This window comes from Candidatus Delongbacteria bacterium (assembly GCA_041675285.1).
Lineage (GTDB): Bacteria > CAIWAD01 > CAIWAD01 > CAIWAD01 > CAIWAD01 > CAIWAD01.
Map to the genome: position 1 here is coordinate 108,507 of JBAYTZ010000006.1, position 19,499 is coordinate 128,005.

Sequence of the window (19,499 nt, forward strand, 5' to 3'; positions counted from 1 at the left end):
GGCCTGGCTTCGCCCAGCAATATCGTGCAATTCTCATGCCTTGCGAAGCGGCGCGCCCTTCGATAAACAGAAAAGTCAAGTTGGTTGAGTGACATGCTCTTGCATTCCTCCCCCCGCGCAACCGGCGGCGGATCCATCTGGAAATCCAGACAAGCGTGTGGAAGCGCGTGCCCATGACGACGGAATCCCGGCCGCGCTGGATCGCCGCACTGCTCATCCTGGTGGCCGTCCTGCTGCGCGTGGACTGGCACCTGGCCTTCCGCGAACTGCCGCTCTACTTCTCCCCCGCCATCGATGAAGCCCTGCACTGGGACTGGGCCCAACGTCTGGCGGCCGGCCTCGGCTCGCCCGAGCGACCCTACTTCCGCGCGCCGCTCTATCCGTGGTGGCTGGGCCTGCTGCAACGCGGAGAGCTCGGCCTGGCCGGCCTGCGCTGGGCCGGCAGCCTGCTGGGGCTGGGCAGCCTGCTGCTGATGGCCTGGATGGGCGCGCGCTGGCTGGGGCGCGGGGCTGCGCTCTGGTTGCTGGCGCTGGGCGGACTGAGCGGCGCCTGGATCTACTACGAGCCGCAGCTGCTGCTCGAGCACCAGGTGCTCTTCCTGCTGCTGACCGCCACCCTGGCCTGGCTCGGGCTGCAGGAGCGGCCCCCCGGCCTCGCCGACGCGGGCCTGGGCCTGGCCCTCTCCCTGGCCGCCCTCACCCGACCCAACGCCCTGCTGCTGGCGCCCCTGGCCGTGTTCCTGCTGCTGCGGATGGCCGAACCTGCGGGGCAACGGCTGCGCCGGCTGGCCTGGTGGAGCGTGGGCTGGCTCCCGCCGCTGCTGCTGGTGGCCGCGCTGAACGGTTGGCCGGGCTCCGGCGTGCTGGTGGCCAGCCAGGGCGGGGTCAACCTCTGGATCGGCAACAATCCCCAGGCGGACGGACGCAGCGCCGTGCTGCCGGGAACGGGCCACGCCTGGGAGCGCGCGGACGCCCGCGAACAGGCCCAGCGGCTGGCCGGCCGGACCCTCACGGCCGGGGAGGAGGATCGCCTCTTCCAGCGCGAAGCCCGGCGCTGGGTGCTGGAGCACCCCGTCGCCGCGGCGCGCCTGACCCTGCGCAAACTGGGCTGGCTGCTGGGCCCGGCGGAGCTGGGCAACAACACCAGTCCGCCCGTGCTGGCCGCGCGCCGGAGTTGGCTGGCCGGCCTGCTGGCGCTCTCCTGGTGGAGCCTGGCGCTGCCCGGCCTGCTGGGTCTGGCCCTGGGCCTGCCGCGCAACCGGGCCCTGCGCCACTGGCTGCTGGGCGCCCTGCTGCTCTACGCCGGCAGTTTCCTGCCCTTCTTCATCACCGGCCGCTTCCGTCTGCCCCTGCTGCCGCTGCTGGCCTTCCCGGCAGCCGAGCTGCTGGTGGAGCTCGGGCGCCGACTGCGCCGGGACTCCGCGGCGCCGCCCTGGCGGCCCGACCGCCTCAGGATGGGACTGGCCGGCCTCGTGGTGCTGGCGCTGGGCGCAGCCGGCTTGTTCGAGGCCCGGGCGCTGGACAGCGACGAGGCCCGATCCCAGGCGGGTTGGCAGCACTTCCAGCTGGGCAACGCCTGGCTGCGGCTGGGGGCCGAGGATTCGGCCCGGGTGGCCTACGAACGGGCGCTGGCGGCCTGGCCCGCCCTGCCGGAGGTGCGCCTGAACCTGGGCCTGTTGGCGCGCGCGCAACATCCCGCCCGGGCGGAGAGCCTGTTCCGGGCGGAACTGGAGCTGGATCCGCGCAGCGCCAAGGCCTGGAACAACCTGGGCACCCTGCGCCAGGGGCTGGGCGATCTGCCCGGAGCGCGCGCCTGCTACCGGGAAGCGTTGCGGCTGCGGCCGGGCCTGCAGGACGCGGCCTGGAATCTGGGGCTGGTGGAATGCCAACTGGGATTGGCGGCGGCGGCGCGAGGCGAGCGGGCGGCGGCGGAGCAGGCCTGGCGCGCGGCTTGGGCCACGCCGTATCGGGGCCGGGGATTGAGCCGGTTGCGGCAGACCCTGGACGGGCTGCCCGAGTCGCCGTGAACGGCTCAGCGCGGGGCGTGCAGCAAGTCCGGAGGGCAATGGGGGATGTTTGGAGATGAATGACCGTCATTCTGGACAGAAACTTCTGAATGGGGTCAAATCGTGGGAATTGCAGGGGAACCTGAATGGACGATTTTTCTGTTCAGCCGCCGCTCCCCAACGCCTTTGGGCGGGTGGGGGGAGGTGGGAGGGCTCGTGTGTTCACTTAACTGGATTAGTTGAACCGCCGCCACCACCCGGACTTGGCACGGATAGATCCGACAAGGCCGCCAGACTTTCCAGCCCCGCCGCCTCGCAGACCCGGCCCGCCGCCTCCGCCGCCAGCGCCAGCGCCTCCTCCACCTTCCAGCCCTGACCGAGAGTGGCCAGCAGCGCGGCCCCCAGCACATCTCCGCAGCCCGTGGTGTCCACCACCCGGTCCAGCGGCCAGGCCGCCTGGCGGCGGCAACCGCCCGCATCTGAGTAGAGGAATCCCCGCGCCCCATCGCTGACCACCACCCGCCGGCAGCCCGCCTTGCGCAGGCGCAGGCAGAGGTCCGCCGCGTCCTCCAGCCGCCGGGGCGGTCGCGGCGTCAACGAGGCGCACTCGGCCAGGGTCAATTGGAGCAGGTCCAGCCCCTCCACCCAGGCGAAGGCTTGGGGCACCTGGCGCAGCCGTCGCGGGCGATCCTCTTCCCAGTCCAGGCTCAGGGAGTGCCAGTCCAGCTGCAGCCAACCCTTCGGGTGGACCCGGCGCCAGTCGCGCACCAGCGCGCGCCAGGTCTCCAGTTCCAGGTCCCGGCCGGATGTGCAATTGAGCAGCAGATGCGGACAGCTCAGGGCGGGTTCCAGCGCCTCCCGGGGCAGGGGCGGCACGCGCAGCCAGGCGGTTTCCGGCTTGGCCTCCGTCCGGCAGTCCAGAGTGACCTGATTGCCCGGCTCCGGCCAGCGCAGCAGGCCCTCCGGGGCGACGCCCGGCTGGGCCAGCAAGGGGCGGAAGGGCTCCGCGTCCGGTTCCGACAACCAGGCCAGCGGCAGCAGGGTCGCGCCGGGCAGCAGACAACGCAGGGCCAGCAGGCTGTAGGCCAGCCCGCCCGCCGAGACCAGGACGCGTTCCTCCCCTTCCACCTGCAGCAGCAGGCGGTCCAGGTTGAAGGTGCCGATCAGGCCGACGCGGAGCGGGGCCGGCTCAGCGGGTCTCGTCTTCGTCCCCGTCCTCGCTCCAGTCCTCGTCCTCGTCCGGATCGAGTTCCTCCTCCTCGGGGTCGAAGGGCTCGTCCGAGTCCGGATCCCAGATCAGCGGTCCGTCCTCCTCCTCGCCCTCCTCGTCCTCGTCCGGATCCAGGCCCCGGGGGCCGCGGGGCTCCAGCGCACCATCCTGATCCAGCTCGTAGTCGTCGTCCTCGATGTCCCGGTTGCGCGCATCCTCGGCCAGCATGCGTTCCGTCTTCATCACCTCGTCCTCCGGCGGAATGGGTCCAAAGGCTTCCAAAAATTCGCGGCGGCGGCGGAAATCCAGCCGCACGGGCACGCCGCGCAGGTCGAAGGCCCCGCGCAGGCGGTTCTCCAGGAAGCGGGCGTAATGCGAGTCCAGGGCTTCCGGGAAATTGCACTGGAAGACGAGCCAGGGCGGATTGTCCCGCACTTGGCGCACGCCTTCGATGCGTACCCAGCGCCCGCCGTGGGAGGCGGGCGGATGCTTGATCACCTCGGGCAGCAGCACGGCCTCCAGCTCGGAGCGCAAGAGGTGCCGGTGGTGGCGTTGGTGGATCTCCCAGGCCAGGTCAAGGATCCGGCGCGCGCGCAGCCCGGTGAGCGCCGAGATGAAGACCACCTCCACCCAGGAGAGGGTGGGGATCTGATCGCGGATGCGCCGCTCCTTGTCGCGGGCGCTGTTGGTCGCCTTGTCCGGCACCAGGTCCCACTTGTTCACCGCGATCAGCACGCCCTTGCGCGCCGTGATGGCCTCCTCCAGCACTTGGACGTCCTGGTGCGTCAGGCCCTCTTCGGCGTCCACCAGCAGCACGCAGACGTCGGCGCTGTCGATGGCCGCCTGGCTGCGCAGGCTGGCGTAGAACTCCACGTTTTCGCGGATCCGCGTGCGCCGGCGCAGGCCGGCCGTGTCCACCAGCACGTAGCGCAACCCCTTGTAGGGCAGCAGGCTGTCAATGGAATCCCGCGTGGTGCCGGCCACGGGTGTGACCATCACGCGCTCCTCGCCCAGCAGGCGGTTCACCAGGCTGGACTTGCCCACGTTGGGCCGGCCGATGATTGCCACGCGCAGGTCGCCGTCCAGGCCCGACCCGCCGCGCTCCGGCAAGAGGGCCACCACCCGGTCCAGCAGGTCGCCGCTCAAGCGCCCGCTGATGGCCGAGACCGGCAGCGGTTCGTCCAGGCCCAGCTTCCAGAACTCCGCCGCCTCCAGCTCCAGGCGCTCGTTGTCGGCCTTGTTCACCACCAAGAGGGCGGGCTTGCCCGTGTCCCGGATCATCCGGGCCAGCACCTGGTCGGTCTCCGTGGCGCCGGTCTTGGCGTCCACCACCAGCAGCACCAGGTCGGACTCCGCCAGCCCCACCTCCACCTGCTCGCGGATGGCCACGTTGAACATGTCGTGGCCCTCGGGCACGAAGCCGCCCGTGTCCATCAACATGAACTCGCGGTGCCCCCACTGGACCTCGGCGTAGTGCCGGTCGCGGGTCACCCCCGGCTGGTCGTCCACGATGGCCTTGCGGGTCTTGGCCAGCCGGTTGAAGAGCGTGGACTTGCCCACGTTGGGACGGCCGACCACGGCGACGATGGGTTTGTGAGACATGCCTGCCTTGTTGTTTGCGGCCGGAGGGCGTCCGACCGGCGGATGATCCGTGCGGACGCGGCGCCGGACCAGGTCCGGCGGCAGCGTCGCGGGGTCCAAGGTAAGGAGAGCGTCCAAACCCTGCGCCCATCCCCGCTCTACGTGGTTCCAAAGTTTTTTCCCGCCGGCCGGCATTTTTCCGTGAATCGCCTTGCGCGGTTCCGCCGCAAGTGATACTCTTGGCCTGTCCTTCGGGCAATAGCAAAAACAGCACCCCAACAGCACGGCATTTTGGAGAACGACGTTTCCTCGCCACGGCGAGTGACCATAAGCTCCTTCTTTTACTGCTTTACATCCCCACAAAGCAGGTTTTAGGGCACAATCGGAAGGGCTGACCCACCCAGGTCGGCCCTTTCGACTTTTTAGCCCGCTCCTCCTCCGTCCGCTCCCACGCTCCCGGACGAATCACCGCCTGCCCGCGTTGCCCGCTCCGCTGGTCTCCACCTCCCCCCAGCATGAAAAAACCCGCCGCAGCGGGTTGGGAATTCCAGTCGGGCAGCCGCTCAGCTGACCTGCTCCAGCTCTTCGTCCGGCCGGGCCACCAGATAGAAGCGCCCGATCTCCACCTGGAAGCGCTCGCCCTCCTCGCCCACCACCTCGTACCAGCCCTCCATGGTCCCGAAGGTGCAGGACAGCGGGCAGAAGCTGCTGTACTCGAAATCCATCCCCGGCTCGAGGACGGGCTGCTCGCCCACGACGCCCAGGCCGTCCACCACGTCGCGGTTGCCGTCCGTGTCGATGATCAGCCAATGGCGCGCGGCCACCATCACGGTGCGGGGGGACTCGTTGCGGATGCGGATGCGGTAGGAATAGACGTAGTGGTCGTTCTCGGGTTCGGAGTAGTGCGGCAGATACTGGGGCTCGGCCACGACCCGGATCTGCCGGGTCACCCGCTCGGAGGCCGTGTTGCTGGGCATGGCGAGATCCTTTCCGCACCGGTCGCTGGCGGTCTGCGGTGCGGCGAAAGGAACGCAGGCGCGGGCGGCAATCCAAGGCCCCGCCCTGTTTTTGTTCAGACAGCCCCCGCCAAGCCTAATAGAGCAGGCTGGCGCTCAGCAGGTGCGTGCCCTGCAGGCGCTGCTGGGAGGTCCAGGCGTAGTCCAGCACCAGGCGCTGGCGGTCCGGCAGGGGCAGCACGAAACCCACGCCCAGCGCGGCCTGCTCCAGGTCCCGGCGGAAGTAGCGGCCCACCCGCAAGTAGAGCTGTTCGCGCCAGGCGTACTCCAGCCCGGCCCGCAGGTTCTCGCGCCCGTCGTTGGGATGCTCGGCCTGCAACAGGCCCAGCACGCGCTGCTCGCCCCGGCTCCAGAGGCGGTCGGAGAGCGCCACGCGGAACAAGAGGGGCAGCGCGAACTCCTCCACGTCCAGCTGCGCCGGACGGCCGTCGGCGCTGGGGAGCAGCAGATCCTCGCCCGCCAGGCTCAGGCGCGGCCCGAAGTTGGAGAGGGCCATGCCCAGCCGCAGGTCGCGCCAGCCGGTCTCCAACAGCAGGCCCAGGTCCAGGGCCGGACCTTCGGCCTTCTCCCGGTGCAGCTCCTGGCGGATCCAGCGCACGGTCCCGCCCACGGAGAGCCGGTCGGTCAGCCGGGTGGAGAGCCCCAGCTCGAGGCTCAGGTCGCGGTAGGCGTAGCTCGCACCCGTGCCCTCGGGCTGCTCCAGGGTGGTGATCTCCTGCTCGGGCACCGTCAGCCAGTTGGCCCCGGCCAGCAGCGCGCTCTTCTCGGACAGCGGCCAGCTGGCCTGGAGCAGGCCGTGGCGGATCTCGGCGAAGCGCCGCTCCTGGGACAGGCTGAGCGAGCGTTCCAGTCCGCCCGCCGGGCCGGCGGGGTTGACGAAGGCGTTGCCCGGACCCGGCCAGCGGCCCTGGAAGGCGCCGGGCAGCGCGGCCGTGGCCCCGGCCAGACCGGCGGAACGCGCGTCTTGGACCAGTTTGAGAAAGGTCGCCCCCGAGGTGCCCGCGCGCCGGAAGGCCGACGCGGGCGGGCTCAGGGCCAGACCCAGCAGCAACAGGATGAAGAGCCGTCCTCGCATGGTGACCTCAGCGGATGATCAGGAAGCGGCCGGTCTGCTCGCGGCCGTGCTCGTCGCGCACGTGGAACACATAGAGCCCGTAGGCCACGTGCTGGCGGTCGGCATTGCGCAGGTCCCAGTCCAGCGTGTCGCGGGTGGGGTCGGCGTGCTCCAGCGTGCGCACCCAGTCCCCGGCCGGCGTGTAGATGCGGATCGTGCAGCGGCCGGGCAGGCCCGTGAACTGCAGCCGGTGGCCGCCCGTCCCGGCCTCGCCGGCGTGGCTGGCCACGTAGGGATCGGGCACCGTGCGCACGCGCAGGGCCGGGGCCTGGGCCTGCCGGGCGGGGGGCGCGGTGTGGAAGCGGTAGCTCACGCCGGCGCGCAGCGGCTTGCGCGTCAGCACGGTGAACTGGTCGCCCGGATTGGGCGCCACGCCGCGCAGGGTGTCGCCCGCCGCGTCCTGCACCCAGTCGAAATTGTTGGTCTTGATCAGGATCTCGGAAGCGCAGGGGATGGCGTCGGAGTCGCGCAGCACCAGGGCGTCGGAGTAGGTCTCCCAGTTGGCGTGCTCGCGGCTGCCCGCCAGCCCGCCGGGAATGAGATCCCAGCCCAGCGGACTCAAGGTCTCCAGGTCGGGGAAGTAGAGGCGCAGATCCTCGGCCCAGACGTGGGTGGAGACGTCCAGCCACTCCTCCGAGTCCAGCGGCCGGCGCCAGGCGCGCAACGGCGCCGGGCTGGGCGGTCCGCTCAGCGTGGTGTCCTGACCCAGGTAGTAGTACAGGTAGACGGGCAGGTCCACCGTGTCGCCCGGCTCGCGCACCTCCAGGCGCCAGTCGTCCGCGCCCAGCACGTACTCGGGGTACTCGTTGACCAGCCCGGTGCGGTCGTCCATCCACCAATCGAAGGTGCAGGGGCTGCCGACGTTCCAGCCCAGCGCGGCGGCGCCCGGCGTCACATCCTCGATCACCAGCCGGAACCCGTCCACCTGGGGCAGGGGCGGATCGCCGGCCGCGGGGACGCGCAGGTCGCGCAGCAGCGTGTCCCCCGTGCTCTCGCAGACCAGCTGGAAGCGCGGCACGGAGTCCCCCGCCGCGGGTGCGGCGAAGTCCAGGCGCCAGTCCGCCGCGCGCTGCAGCCAGGGATCCAGCAGGTCCAGGCCCACCCGGGCGTCGCAGAGCCGCCCGCCCGTGGGCAGCAGCCACTGCACGTCCTCCGGCAGGGGCTCCAGGTCCGAGGCCGGCGCGCCGGGCCGCAGCACCACGGTGTGCGAATCCTCCGCCGAGCGGCCCAGCGGGTTCTCGATGGAGGGCACGTGCACGTCCTCGGCGTCGTCCTCGCGTCCGGTGGTGTAGGCCGTGACACAATACCAGGTCTCCAGGCCCTCCGTCCGGCCCGGGTCCGTGTAGGAGTAGGCCAGCCCGCTGTCGCGGCCCAGGAAGGTGAAGCCGTTGGGATCCTCGCCCTGGATGCCGTCCACCTTGTCGAAGGTGGCCAGGGGCGCCCAGGCCACGCGCCGCCCGCGGGAGTCGGTGATGGGGTCGCCCCAGCTCTGGCCGCCGTCCAGACTGCGGTAGACGCGATAGCCCTCGAAGTCGGCGGCACTCTCGCTGGGGTCGGCGCCCCACCAGAGGCGGGCCCCGCCGGGCAGGGCGCGGCCGCCCAGCTCGGGCTGGGGCGGGGCGCCCGGGCCGGAGTAGCGCGTGCGCCAGTACATGTCCCAGGCGTCCGCCAGGTTCGCGCGCAGGTCCGCCAGGTCCGGCTGGCCGGGCGTCGCGCCGCCCTCCCCCAGCACGGCCGCGCAGGCGCTGACCACGCTGTCGCCGGGGTCCAGGCTGAAGGGTCCGCTCATCACCAGGAAGTTGAGCCGCGTGCCGGCGCCGAAGGCCTGCTCCTGCTCGCCGTCGTCGCAAGAGTCCAGCCGTCCGCGGCCATTCGGCGAGTGGAACCAGAGCGCAGCGCTGTCCGCCAGCTCCGGCTGGGAGCTGATCACGGCCCACTGCTCCTCGTCGGTCTGGGGCCGCTGATCGGCCTTGAACCAGTGGAAGTCCGTCACCCCGAGGTCGCGCGGCGTCTCCGTCAGCAGCAGGGCCGGGATGCCGGGCGGCAGGTCGTTGCCGGCCCAGGCGCCGTCGTTCTGCGCGTTCACGTCCCAGACGTAGACCACGTCGTTCGCGCGCCCGTAGGGCAGGCCCAGCTCGGCCGTGGAGAGCGTGCCGATCCGGTCCACGAAGTCGAAGTCCGGGCGGAAGGCCACGTAGTAGCCGGCGTAGAGCGAATCCAGCCGCTGCCCCGAGCGGTTGTGGATCACGCTGCGCCAGAAGAGGTGGTCGTCGGCGTAGGGCCGGCCGTAGCTGAAGCCGCTCTGGGCAACCTCCAGGCCCAGGGCGCCGCGCGGGTTCTGGCGGTCGTCGAAGCGGCACCAGCTGTCGCTGTCGCTGGTGAACTCGCCGGGTACCGCCTGGGTGGGCGAACCCGGCACGGGCACGAAGCGATACTCCTGCCGCCAGGGTCCGGGCCAGCCCGGGGCGGGCCAGGTCTCGGGCAGGTGGGAGTGCGCCATGTAGGGGGTCTCGTCGCTGGCGCGCAGCGCCCCGCTGAACAGGCCGCCCAGGCTGCCGGCCACCGGCGTCCACTCGCGGATCCCGGCGATGGAGTTCATGCAGCTCTCCACCACGTTGTCCCGGGCGGCCACCACCAGACCCAGTCCGAAGCCGTAGTGCGTCTCGCTGTTGGCCTCGCGCGGCCAGTGCAGGCTCTCCGTGCTCCAGACGTGGTAGTCGCTCATGTCGCCGAAGTTGGAGCCGAAGTTGCTCAGCTGGCCGCGGTCCTGGACCGAGATGGCGTTGTCGCCCAACTCGGCCGTGCCGCGCGCGCGGGCCTCGTGCAGGGCCTTGCGCGAGACCTGCGGAATGAAGGCGTGGCAGCGCAGGCAGTCCTCGGCCCGGGCGGACAGGGCCAGAAAGAGCAGGCCGACGGGCAGGAAGCGGTTCATGGGCCCTCCGTCACAGGGAAAGATCCAGGCCCAGGCGGATCTGCCGGGGCGCCTCCACGCGGGAGGGGTCGTGCAGCGCGTCCAGCGTCGAGCCGATCAGCCCGCGCGGATCGTCGAAGGGCTTGCCCGTGCTGGGATGGACGCGCACCACGTTGCGGCGGTCCAGCAGATTCTCCACCGCCAGCCAGGCCTCCGCGCGCAGGCGGCCAAACGGCCGCGACCAGCGCAGGGCCGCGTCGGTGCGCAGCACCCAGGGCCGGCGCGCCGAATTGGTGGGGACCTCCACGCCCACGTCGACGTAGGGCGTGTAGGGCAGCCCGCTGCCGGCCTGGGCGGCCAGCTCGGCGGACAGTCCGCCGGACAGGGTCACGCTCAGGCGCGCCGCCAGGTCGTGGGCCTGTTCGTAGTCCAGCGGGAATTCGTTGAACTCCTCCTCCTGGCCGTCCCGGGCCCGGATAACGCCGCTCTCGGGCTCGGCGCCGTTGCCCCGCGCGCTCATCCAGGTGTAGTCCAGGCTCAGGCGCGCCCCGCGGGCCAGGGCCAGCGGCCGGCTCCAGCTCAGATCCACGCCGCGCACGTTGGCGTAGTCCGTGTTGGCGTAAACGAAGAAGGGCTCCGTGTACTGGATCACCTGGCGGGTGGAGAGCAGGTGGCGCAGGTCCTTGTACCACGCGGAGAGGCCCAGCTCGCCGCCGCCGGGCAGCCGGCGGTTGAGGCCCAGCTCCCAGGCCGTGGTGCGCTGGGGTTGGACGCGCGGGTTGCCCATCAGCGGCACCAGCGTGTAGTCGAGGTTCAGCCCGCGGTTGGAATAGAGGGCCGCGAGCGGGGCGAACTGCAGGAAGTGCCCCCAGGCCGCGTGGAGCACGGCCTCGTCGGCGAAGGGGAAGGCCAGGCCCAGCCGGGGCGAGAGCGCCCACTGGGCCGGAACGGCCGTGGCGCGCGCCAGCTCCACCTGGCCGGCCTCCTCCACCCAGGGCTGGAGCGGATCGGGCAGCCAGTCCGTGTCGGGGTCGCGCCAGTCCAGGCGCAGCCCGGCATTCACCACCAGGTGCGGGTACTCGAGCTTGTCCTGCAGGAAGAGGGCCGCCTGGAGCGGCCGGGCCCGCACGCGATCCTCCAGGTAGATCTCGGACAAGTCCGTCGACCGGCTCCAGAGATTGTGCCGCGCCACCTGCTCGAGGTCGTCCCGGCGCAGGTCCAGCCCGGCCTTCCACTCGTGGTGCGTGCCCGCCTGGAGCAGCGCGTCCAGGCCCAGGCGCCACTGGGTCGTCGTGCGGTCGGACTGGTCGGGAGAATGGCCGGACTGGTAGAAGTCCTGCTGGGCGCGCAGCAGCGGACGCTCGAGCAAGCCCGGATCCAGGGCCGCGCCCGTGGCGTCCAGCACGCCCGACCAGGCGGCGTGGCGCTGCCAGGACAGGCGCGCGCTGCCCAGCAGGCGCGCGGACCACGAGCGGGTCCAGACCGCCTGGGCACGGTCCTGGCTGCGCCGCTGGCGGGCCTGGTTCCCGGGCAGGTACTTCCAGCGGTGGTCGTACTCCAGCTCCTCGGCCCGTGCGCGCTCCCAGGCGAGGTCCAGCCGGCCGCCGCTGGGCAGGGCCCGGCCCAGGCCCAGCCGGAGGTCGCCTTCGCGCAGGTAGCCGTGGGGCAGGTGGCTGGACTCGGCGTGGTTGAGCCAGGCGGCCCGGCCCTCCCAGCCGGCGGCCAGCGGCCCGAACAGGCTGAGTTGGGTACGGCCCGGCAGGTCCAGCAGCAGGTCGGAGGCGCGGGGCGCGCTCCAGTCCGCCAGCCGGCGCTCGCGGTAGAGTTCCTCGTCGCGCACGGCGGCAAAGGGCTGGGCGCGGCGCCAGGGCGAGGCCAACAGCCCCACGCTCTCGTGGCGCACGCGGACGCCGGGCCGGGGTGCGCCCTGGCGGCTGACGATGTTCACCACGCCGCTCATGGCGTCGCCGTACTCGGCGTTGAAGGCGCCGGCCACCAGCACCAGCTCCTGGACCTCGTCCTCGTTCACCAGCCCCTGGAAGGTGCCGGACCAGGGATCCTGCACCTCCACGCCGTCCACCAGGAATTTGAGTTCGCCCGCGCGCCCGCCGCGCACGTGCAGGCCGCCGCTCTCGTCACGCGTGATCCCGGCCTCCAGGGTCAGGGCCGCGGACAGGCCGCGCAGGGCCATGTCCTGCAGACCCTCGCCGTCCATCACGGCCATGTGCGCCGTGCGGTCCAGGGGCAGGGCCCGCGGGTCCGCCCGCACCACCAGTTCCTCGGCCTCCAGCACGGCCGGGACCAGCTCCACGTTCAGGCGCGTGGTCAGGTGGGAGACGATCCAGGCCTCCGCCAGCACGGGCTGGCAGCCCACGTAGGTGACGCGGAACCGGCGCCGGCCGGGCGGCAGGCCCAGCAGCACGGCCTGTCCCGCCAGATCCGTGGCGGCGCCCATCCGCGGCTCCAGACAGCAGACGTTGGCGCCGGGCAGGGCCTGGCCCTGGCTGGTGACACTCAGCAGCAGCTTGCCGGTTTCCGCCGCCCGCAGGGGCGCGGCCAGCAGGATCAACAGGACCAGCAGGGCTCCCGGCATGGCGGGTCGCTCCGGATGTGGGGGAAACCCGGGGGCGCACGGCCCCCGGGTCCAGCGGAATGCATGTCGAACGTGGCTCCCCGGCCCAGCGGGGCAGCGGCGCGGCGCCGGCGTCAGCGCAGCAGGGTCAGGCGCGTCTCACGGGTGGTGCCCGCGGACTCCACGCGCAGCAGGTAGAGCCCGCTGGCCGCGGGGCGGCCGGCGGCGTCCTGGCCGTTCCAGTGCAGCTCGTGCAGGCCGGCGGCCCACTGACCGTCCGCCAGCGTGGAGACCAGCCGTCCGCCCAGATCGTAGACCCGGGCCGTGAGCCGCGCGGCGCGCTCCAGCTGCACGGGCACCCGGACAGAGGGGTTGAAGGGATTGGGCCAGGGGTTGCCCAGCGCCAGCCCGGCGGGCGTCACCGGCCGGTCCACGCGGGTCTCGCCCTCCACCAGCACGTCGTCGAAACTCAGGTGGCCGTCCATGTCGGCGAAGTCGAAGTAGTAGACGCCGAAGCCGCCGCCCGTGAAGGCGTCGTCGCTCCTGGTGCCGTCGGGCAGGGTCTGGCCGTTGAGCGAGCAGGTGATCTGGCTGCCTGCGAAGGCCATGCCCAGGTTGTACCAGCCCTCGGTCGCCGGGTAGAGGTCGCCCAGCTCGGCGCGGGTCCAAACCTTGATGGTGGTCATGGCCGTGCCGCCGGGCAGCCACTTTCGCAGCATCAGGCGCTCGTCGCCCATGCCCGTGCCCTCCGAGAGGTCCGCCACGAAGGCGTAGAACCCCCAGGTACTGGTGGTGTCGGTGGTGAATTCCGTGGCCCGGCCGACGATGCCGCGGTAGTGCGTGGTACCCGGCACAAGGTAGACCTGGGCGCTGAGCTGATAGTCCGTCAGGTCCGGCGCGTCCACCAGCGCCGTGCCCACGCCGCCGCCGGAGAGGCCGTTGCCCAGCGTGCCGATGAAGCCGTCGGCGGACGGGTTGCCGGTCATCCAGTCCACGGCCACCTGATCGGCGCTCTCGCCCCAGGAGGAAAACCAGCTCAGGTCCGCCGTGCCCTCGCTGAACTGCTCCTGATGCAGCACGTCGGCCCGCGCGCCCGCCGCCAGCAGCAGCAGGCCCAGTACAACACTCTTCAACATCGCGTCTCCCTTTCCCTTCCCTTCCGTTCACGACCGGACGCCGCTGCGCCCGTGTTCCCTTCCATCCCTCAGGGCAGCCACAGCACGGGATGACTCGCTTCCCGCCCGTCCGCCGCCGCACGAATCCAGTAGCGTCCGCCGGCCAACCCACTGGGCCGCCAGCTGCGAAACTCTCCGGGCCCCAGCGCCCCCAACTCGGCCACGCGCTGGCCCAGCGCGTTGTGGACGCTGAGCCGCAGCGGGCGGGACCCCGTGTTGCGCAGCTGCAGCGCGGGGTTGAAGGGGTTGGGCCAGCAGGCCAGTCCATCCGCCGCCCGGGGCCGTTCCCTGGGTGGCAGCACCGTGGCCTGGGGCAGCAGGATCTCCAGCACCTGGGCCAGATCCGCGCCCCACTCGGGATCGCCGTTCACGGCCTCCAGACCGAAGGCCAAGAGGTCCAGCCGGCCGTCGGGCGCGCGCAGGCCGGCCAGACGCGGCGTGCCGCCGCTGTTCCAGGTGAAGAGGGGCGTGCCGCCCAGGGCCTCCAGCACCTGCGGGTCGCTCTGGTTGCCCGCGCCGCCGGAACCCGTCAACAAGAGGTGCAGGTCCGCCACGTCCGGCGCCCCGGGGGCGCCCCAGACCTGCACGCTGGCCGCCGCCTCTTCCGTCAGCCCCGCCCCGGCCGCCTCCTGGAGGAAAGCCGGACTGAAGGCCCCCGCCAGGCGCTGGCCGCTCAGCACGGCCCGCCCACCCCGCGTCAGGAAGGCGCGCAGGCTGTCCTCCAGGGCCGGCTCGAACTGGGGCTCCAAGTCCGATCCGCTGAAGAGCAGCAGCAGGCGCGCCCGGCTCCAGGGCAGCTCGGCGGCGGAACTCCAGGCCAACTGCTGGACTTCGGGCGCCCGACCCTGGCTTGTCAAGGCCTCAACATACCAGCCAAGCAGACTCCAGTTGTCTGAGGAATCTCCCTCCAGGAGCAGCAATTCCGTGACACCGCAGGCCAGCGGCAGCTCGCCCTGCCAGTGGTCCTCGCCCCCGTCCCGCAACCGCCCCTGCAGGCGGAGTTCGGCCAGTCCAGGCTCCGTCCAGAGCGGCTCCAGTTCCAACTCCAGCGTGTCCGATTCCCCGGCGCGCAGCTGGCCCAGCTCCAGGCTGACAGTGGCGAAGGGCAGGCGCGGATCCAGTCCCGTCACTTCCAGCACGCCCTGCGCCAGGGCGCGCTCCCCGGCATGGACGGCCAGCCGCAGCCGGCCCGGCGTGTTCACCGGCAGCCGCCCGCTGCCCGCCACGCCCAGCGCTTCCACCCAGGCCTCGGGCGCCAGCGCCCGGGCGGCGTCCACCCGGCCCGCGCCCAACTGTTGACCGGGCAGCGCTTCGGCCGTGGCCGCCAGCCGGGCCAGCACGTCGCCAGCGCCCCAGTCGGGATGGACCGCCAGGACCTGCGCAGCCACGCCGGCCGCCACGGGCGTGGCCATGGACGTGCCCTGCATGACCGTGTAGCCGCCGCCGGTCGCCGTGGAGAGGATCGCGACTCCCGGGGCCGCCAGATCCACCCAGCTGCCGTAGTTGGAAAAGTCCGCGCGCTGGTCGGCCGGATCCGTGGCGCCCACGGCGATGACCTCGTCGAAGGCCGCGGGGTAGCTGCGCTGGGTGCTGTTTTCGTTGCCCGCCGCGGCCAGCAGCACCACGCCCTGGGCGTGCAGCGTGGTCACGGCCTGCTGCCAGAGCGTCCCGCCGCCCGGCCCGCCAAAGCTCATGGAGATCACCCGGGCACCCGAGGCCGCCGCCAGCAGCATGCCCTCCAGGCCATGGCTGACGTAGCCCATTCCGTCGGTGCCCGTATAGCCGGCGCGGATGGGCAGGATCCGGGCGGCCGGGGCCGGCGAGGCCACGCCCAGCCCGTTGTAGCCCACGGCGGCGGCGTCGCCCGCGCAGTGGGTGCCGTGGCCGTTGAAATCCGCGGGGTCGTTGTCCGCGGGCTCGCCGTCCTCGCCGGGCCAAAGCACTTCGGGCGGCAGGTCCACCAGATCCCAGCCCACGCCGTCGTCCACCAGGCCGTTCAGGTCGTCGTCCAGGCCGTTCCCGTCGGACTCGCTCCAGCGGCCGTCCCCGTCCAGGTCCTCCCCCGGGTTGACGTGGATGCCGGCAGCCAGGTCCGGGTGCCGCCAGTCCACGCCCGTGTCCACGATTCCCACCACCGCGGCGGGGCCACCCCGGGAGCGCTGCCAGGCCGCCACGGCCCCCAGCCGCTCCAGATGCCACTGGGCGCGCAGGGCGGGGTCGTCGGCCACCCAGGCGGAGGTGCGGAACAGCGGGACGGGTTCGGCCAGCCGCACGGCGGCGTGTCCGCGCAGGCGCGCCAGCAGGTCCGGCGCGCCGGCCGGCGGGCGGGCCCGGACCCAGTCGGGCAGGCCCAGCTTCCGCATGAGGGGCGCGGGCAGCAGGGGCGTAATTCGCAATTCCGGGAAGTCCCGGGCCAGGCCGGCGGCGCCTCCCGGGGCCAGTTCCAGGTAGAGGTCCGGCTCAGGCAGGGCTGCTTCGCCGGGGAGGGCTGCCAGCAGGAGCAGCAGGCCGCCCAGCCCGGCCAGCCGAAAAAGGCGGCTAGTGCGTGGCAATGCGGCCGTCCTCCCCCTGGACCCCGTGGACGCGCTCCTGGGGCAGCCAGCCCGTCAGGGAGTCCGCCGGCACGGACACGCGCAACCAGATCTGGCCGGCCTCGTCGGCCTTGCGCTCGAGCACGGGGACGGGCTGACCGGCGGGCAGTTGGCCGATGCGGGGTCCCAGCGGTTCGCCCAGCAGGTCCTGGGCCGCCTCGGCCAAGACGAGCTTGCCCACCCAGTCCTCGAGGGCGGGCAGGGGGGCGGGCTCCGGCCGTCCGCCGCAGCCCAGCAACAGCAGCACCAGCAGGAGGAAACTCCCGCGCAGGAAGATCTGACGATTCATGGTGTGGTCTTTCTGTGTTGACCGGGCCAATGTGGGACTTGGCGCGGCGCGCCGTCCAATTCCGATCCAGACTATCCGAGAAACTCGTTGAGCTTCAGGACCTCGTCCGTCTTGACGGGCACGGCGCCCAGCTCGCCGCAGACCTGGGCCGCGCAGAGGCTGGCGAAGCGCGCGGCGGTGCTGAGCTTGTAGCCCTGGCAGCGGGCCAGGGTCAGCGCGGCGATCACCGTGTCCCCCGCGCCGGAGACGTCCACGATGGCCCCGCGCAACGCGGGCAGCGTGCTGTGGCGGCCCTCCTCGTCGAACAGCGACATGCCCTGGGAACCCCGCGTCACCACCAGTTCGGTGCAGGCGCTGCGCTGCTGGAAGTCGCGGCCCAGGGTCTCCAGCTCGGACTCGCTCACCCGGGAGGCGCCCAACGCGCCCAGGAACTCTTTCAGGTTGGGCTTGAACAGGCCCACGGCGCCGTAGGCGTGGAACTGGCGGTGCTTGGGATCCACGCTGGTGAGCACGCCCGCCGCCCGGGCCGCGTCCCGCAGCCCGGCGATGGACTCCGCATCCAGCACGCCCTTGTCGTAATCCTCGAAGATGAGGGCGTCCAGCTCCGGCAGCAGGGCCGTCAGCCGGGCCACCAGCTCCTGGCGCAGGCTGTCGCGCAAGGGCGAGGTGCTCTCCTCGTCGATCCGGGTCACGTGCTGTTCGTGGGCGATGATCCGTGTCTTGGAGGTGGTGGGGCGCGCTTCGTCCTTGAGCACGCCCTGGGTGGAGATCCCCGCCTCGCGCAGAAGGCCCAGCACGAGCTCGGCGGCGGGATCCGCTCCCACGACGCCAAAGGGGATGGCCACGGCGCCCAGCGCCCGCAGGTTGTGCACCACGTTGGCGCTGCCGCCCAGGCTGTGGCTGCGGCGCACCACGTTGACCACGGGCACCGGCGCCTCCGGGCTGATGCGTTCCACCTTGCCCCAGATGTAGCGGTCCAGCATCAGGTCGCCCACTACGGCAACGCGCTTGTCCGCGCAGCCCTCCAGCAGCTTATCCAGGTGTTGCAGGTACATCGGGCTCCACTCCCCACTCTCTTCTTCCTGGCTCAGCCACGGGCGAATCGCCCGTTCGTCATCCCGGCAGCGCCCCTTCCCCCTGCAGGGGGAAGGTTGGGACGGGGGTTCACCGCGTCCCAGGCATCTGCCGGGTGCCTTGTTTTCCACCTTTCTGCTGGCGCCAGAAAGGTGGAGCCAAAGAGGCGCTTTTTCTCAGCGGCTAGAGTCAGGCCACCTCGCGGCGGCCTTCCGCTAGCCGGCGTTTGGACTTCCTGAAACCACGTAGTTGGTTCCGCCTGACGGCGTCACCACCTGGTTCTGGTTCAGGCCTGAAGGCCTTCACCTCACATGACACAATCTTCTTCGAGCCTTTGAGCCTTGGTGCTCAACCAGACGCTCGAACGAGTCACGCCCAACCCAGGCAATTCCAATCCAATCTCTGTGCCTCTGTGCCTCTGTGGTGGTTCTTCCCCGGCGCTACCCGACGCGCTCGGACAAGTCATCTCCAACCCAAGCAAATCCAATCCAATCACTGTGCCTCTGTGCCTCTGTGGTGGCTCTCCCCGGCGCTACCCGACGCGCTCGAAGGTCGCCACCGCTTCCACGTGGAAGGTGTGCGGGAACATGTCCACGGGCGAGAGGCGCAGGGGGCGGTAGCCGCCCGCCACCAGCAGGGCCGCGTCCCGGGCCTGGGTGGCCGGATTGCAGCTCACGTAGACCAGCCGGCGCGGCGCCAACTCCAGCAGGTGCGCCACCACCTTGGCGTGCAGGCCGCCCCGGGGCGGATCCACCACCACCACCTCGGGCTTCGGCAGGGCCTGGCTGCGCAGCAGGTCCAGCACGTCGCCGCAGTGGAACTCCACCCGCTCCGCCAGTCCGTTGAGTTCCGCCTGGCGCCGGGCGGAGGCCACGGCCTCGGGCACCAGCTCCACGCCCGTCACGTGCTGGGCGCGGTCCGCCAGCAGCAGGGCAATGGCCCCGGTGCCGCAGTAGAGGTCCAGCAGGGTCCGCACCGGCTCCGCGCCCACGTGTTCGCGCACCAGGGCGAAGAGCCGCTCGGCCTGCTCGGTGTTGGTCTGGAAAAAGGCCTGGGGCGCCAGCTCGAAGGTCAGCCCGCTCAGCCGCTCGCGCAGCAGGCCATCCCCGTGCAGCACGCGGTCCAGCCGGCCCGTGGCCACCATGCCGCTGCCCGCGTGCACCGTGCTGACGATCCCGCTCAGTACGCCGGGCAGGCGCTCCAGCAACCGGGCGGCCAGCGCCTCCACCCGCAGGTCGCCGGCCGCGTTCACCACCAGGTTGAGCAGGCGCTCGCCCGTGGCCCGCGATTCACGCAGCACGACGAAGCGCCAGTAGCCCTGCTGGGTGCGCACGTTCCAGACCGCTTCGGAGCCGCCGCCCTCCGTGCGCACGAAGGCGCGGATCTCCGCCAGCAGGCGGGCCGTCCAGGGGCTCTGCAGGTGGCACTCCAGCAGATCGAAGACCTTGCTGTAGATGCCGGGCACGTGCTGGCCCAGCCCGAACTCCGCCGGGCGCTCCGGGTCGGGCGTCTCTGTCCAGGCCTGGTCCGAGAAGCCGAACTCCATCTTGTTGCGGTACTCGAAGAGCCGCTCCGCGGGCAGGATGGGATCCACGCGCTCCACGGCCAACCCGCCGATGCGCTGCCAGGCGTCGGTCACCATGGCCTGCTTCTCGCGCAGTTGGGCCTGGTAGTCCAGCCCCTGCAGCGGACAGCCGCCGCAGACGCCCTGGTGCGCGCAACGGGCCGCCACGCGCTCGGGGGAGGGCTCCACCAGCCGCAGCAGGCGCGCCTCCGCATGCCGGCGCCGGCCCTTGCCCACCCGCACCTCCACCCGGTCGCCGGGCAGGCCGCCGCGCACGAAGAGCACGCGGCCGGAGGCGGCCCGGGTCACGCCCTGGCCCCCGAAGGCCACGCTCTCGATGCGCAGGATTTCCGTCTCGCCGCTCGTGCTCATGGGTCTCCAACGCAAGCCGGCGGC

Annotated in this window: 12 protein-coding genes; 1 reads left to right on the forward strand and 11 read right to left on the reverse strand. The window is 71.8% G+C overall.

Features of this window, described 5'->3' with window-relative positions; translation table 11 throughout:
* Window positions 1-173: 173 nt before the first annotated feature.
* Window positions 174-2,027 (forward strand): tetratricopeptide repeat protein, encoded by a 1,854-nt coding sequence (locus tag WC326_07735; protein ID MFA7330946.1) that lies wholly within the window; start codon window positions 174-176, stop codon window positions 2,025-2,027.
* Window positions 2,028-2,228: 201 nt separating this feature from the next.
* Here WC326_07735 and WC326_07740 read toward each other — a convergent pair whose 3' ends face one another.
* The 11 genes from WC326_07740 to rlmD all read right to left on the reverse strand — a co-directional run bounded on the left by WC326_07740 (window position 2,229) and on the right by rlmD (window position 19,475).
* Window positions 2,229-3,134: a carbohydrate kinase family protein gene (locus WC326_07740; GenBank protein ID MFA7330947.1), complete on the reverse strand. Its 906-nt coding sequence runs from the start codon at window positions 3,132-3,134 to the stop codon at window positions 2,229-2,231.
* 61 nt (window positions 3,135-3,195) lie between these two features.
* Window positions 3,196-4,818 (reverse strand): ribosome biogenesis GTPase Der, encoded by a 1,623-nt coding sequence (der, locus tag WC326_07745; GenBank protein ID MFA7330948.1) that lies wholly within the window; start codon window positions 4,816-4,818, stop codon window positions 3,196-3,198.
* 542 nt (window positions 4,819-5,360) lie between these two features.
* The gene (apaG, locus tag WC326_07750) at window positions 5,361-5,774 is read right to left on the reverse strand and encodes a Co2+/Mg2+ efflux protein ApaG (GenBank protein ID MFA7330949.1); all 414 of its coding nucleotides are present in this window, start codon (window positions 5,772-5,774) and stop codon (window positions 5,361-5,363) included.
* Window positions 5,775-5,889: 115 nt separating this feature from the next.
* Window positions 5,890-6,888, reverse strand: a complete 999-nt coding sequence (locus tag WC326_07755) for a PorV/PorQ family protein (GenBank protein MFA7330950.1) — start codon at window positions 6,886-6,888, stop codon at window positions 5,890-5,892.
* A gap of 7 nt (window positions 6,889-6,895) precedes the next feature.
* On the reverse strand, window positions 6,896-9,859 hold the full coding sequence (locus tag WC326_07760; protein MFA7330951.1) for a hypothetical protein: 2,964 nt from the start codon (window positions 9,857-9,859) through the stop codon (window positions 6,896-6,898).
* Window positions 9,860-9,869: 10 nt separating this feature from the next.
* The gene (locus WC326_07765) at window positions 9,870-12,431 is read right to left on the reverse strand and encodes a TonB-dependent receptor (GenBank protein MFA7330952.1); all 2,562 of its coding nucleotides are present in this window, start codon (window positions 12,429-12,431) and stop codon (window positions 9,870-9,872) included.
* 113 nt (window positions 12,432-12,544) lie between these two features.
* Complete coding sequence (locus WC326_07770; GenBank protein ID MFA7330953.1) at window positions 12,545-13,546, reverse strand: FlgD immunoglobulin-like domain containing protein; 1,002 nt, start codon at window positions 13,544-13,546, stop codon at window positions 12,545-12,547.
* Between the two features lie 68 nt (window positions 13,547-13,614).
* Window positions 13,615-16,137 carry a S8 family serine peptidase gene (locus WC326_07775; protein MFA7330954.1) on the reverse strand — a complete coding sequence of 841 codons (2,523 nt, stop codon included), beginning with the start codon at window positions 16,135-16,137 and terminating at the stop codon, window positions 13,615-13,617.
* Window positions 16,124-16,465 carry an SH3 domain-containing protein gene (locus WC326_07780; GenBank protein MFA7330955.1) on the reverse strand — a complete coding sequence of 114 codons (342 nt, stop codon included), beginning with the start codon at window positions 16,463-16,465 and terminating at the stop codon, window positions 16,124-16,126. The genes WC326_07775 and WC326_07780 overlap by 14 nt, the downstream gene beginning before the upstream one ends.
* Window positions 16,466-16,536: 71 nt before the next feature.
* Entirely contained in the window at window positions 16,537-17,520 is a 984-nt protein-coding gene (locus WC326_07785) for a bifunctional ADP-heptose synthase (protein ID MFA7330956.1), read from the reverse strand.
* A gap of 551 nt (window positions 17,521-18,071) precedes the next feature.
* Entirely contained in the window at window positions 18,072-19,475 is a 1,404-nt protein-coding gene (gene rlmD / locus WC326_07790) for a 23S rRNA (uracil(1939)-C(5))-methyltransferase RlmD (protein ID MFA7330957.1), read from the reverse strand.
* Window positions 19,476-19,499: the final 24 nt, after the last annotated feature.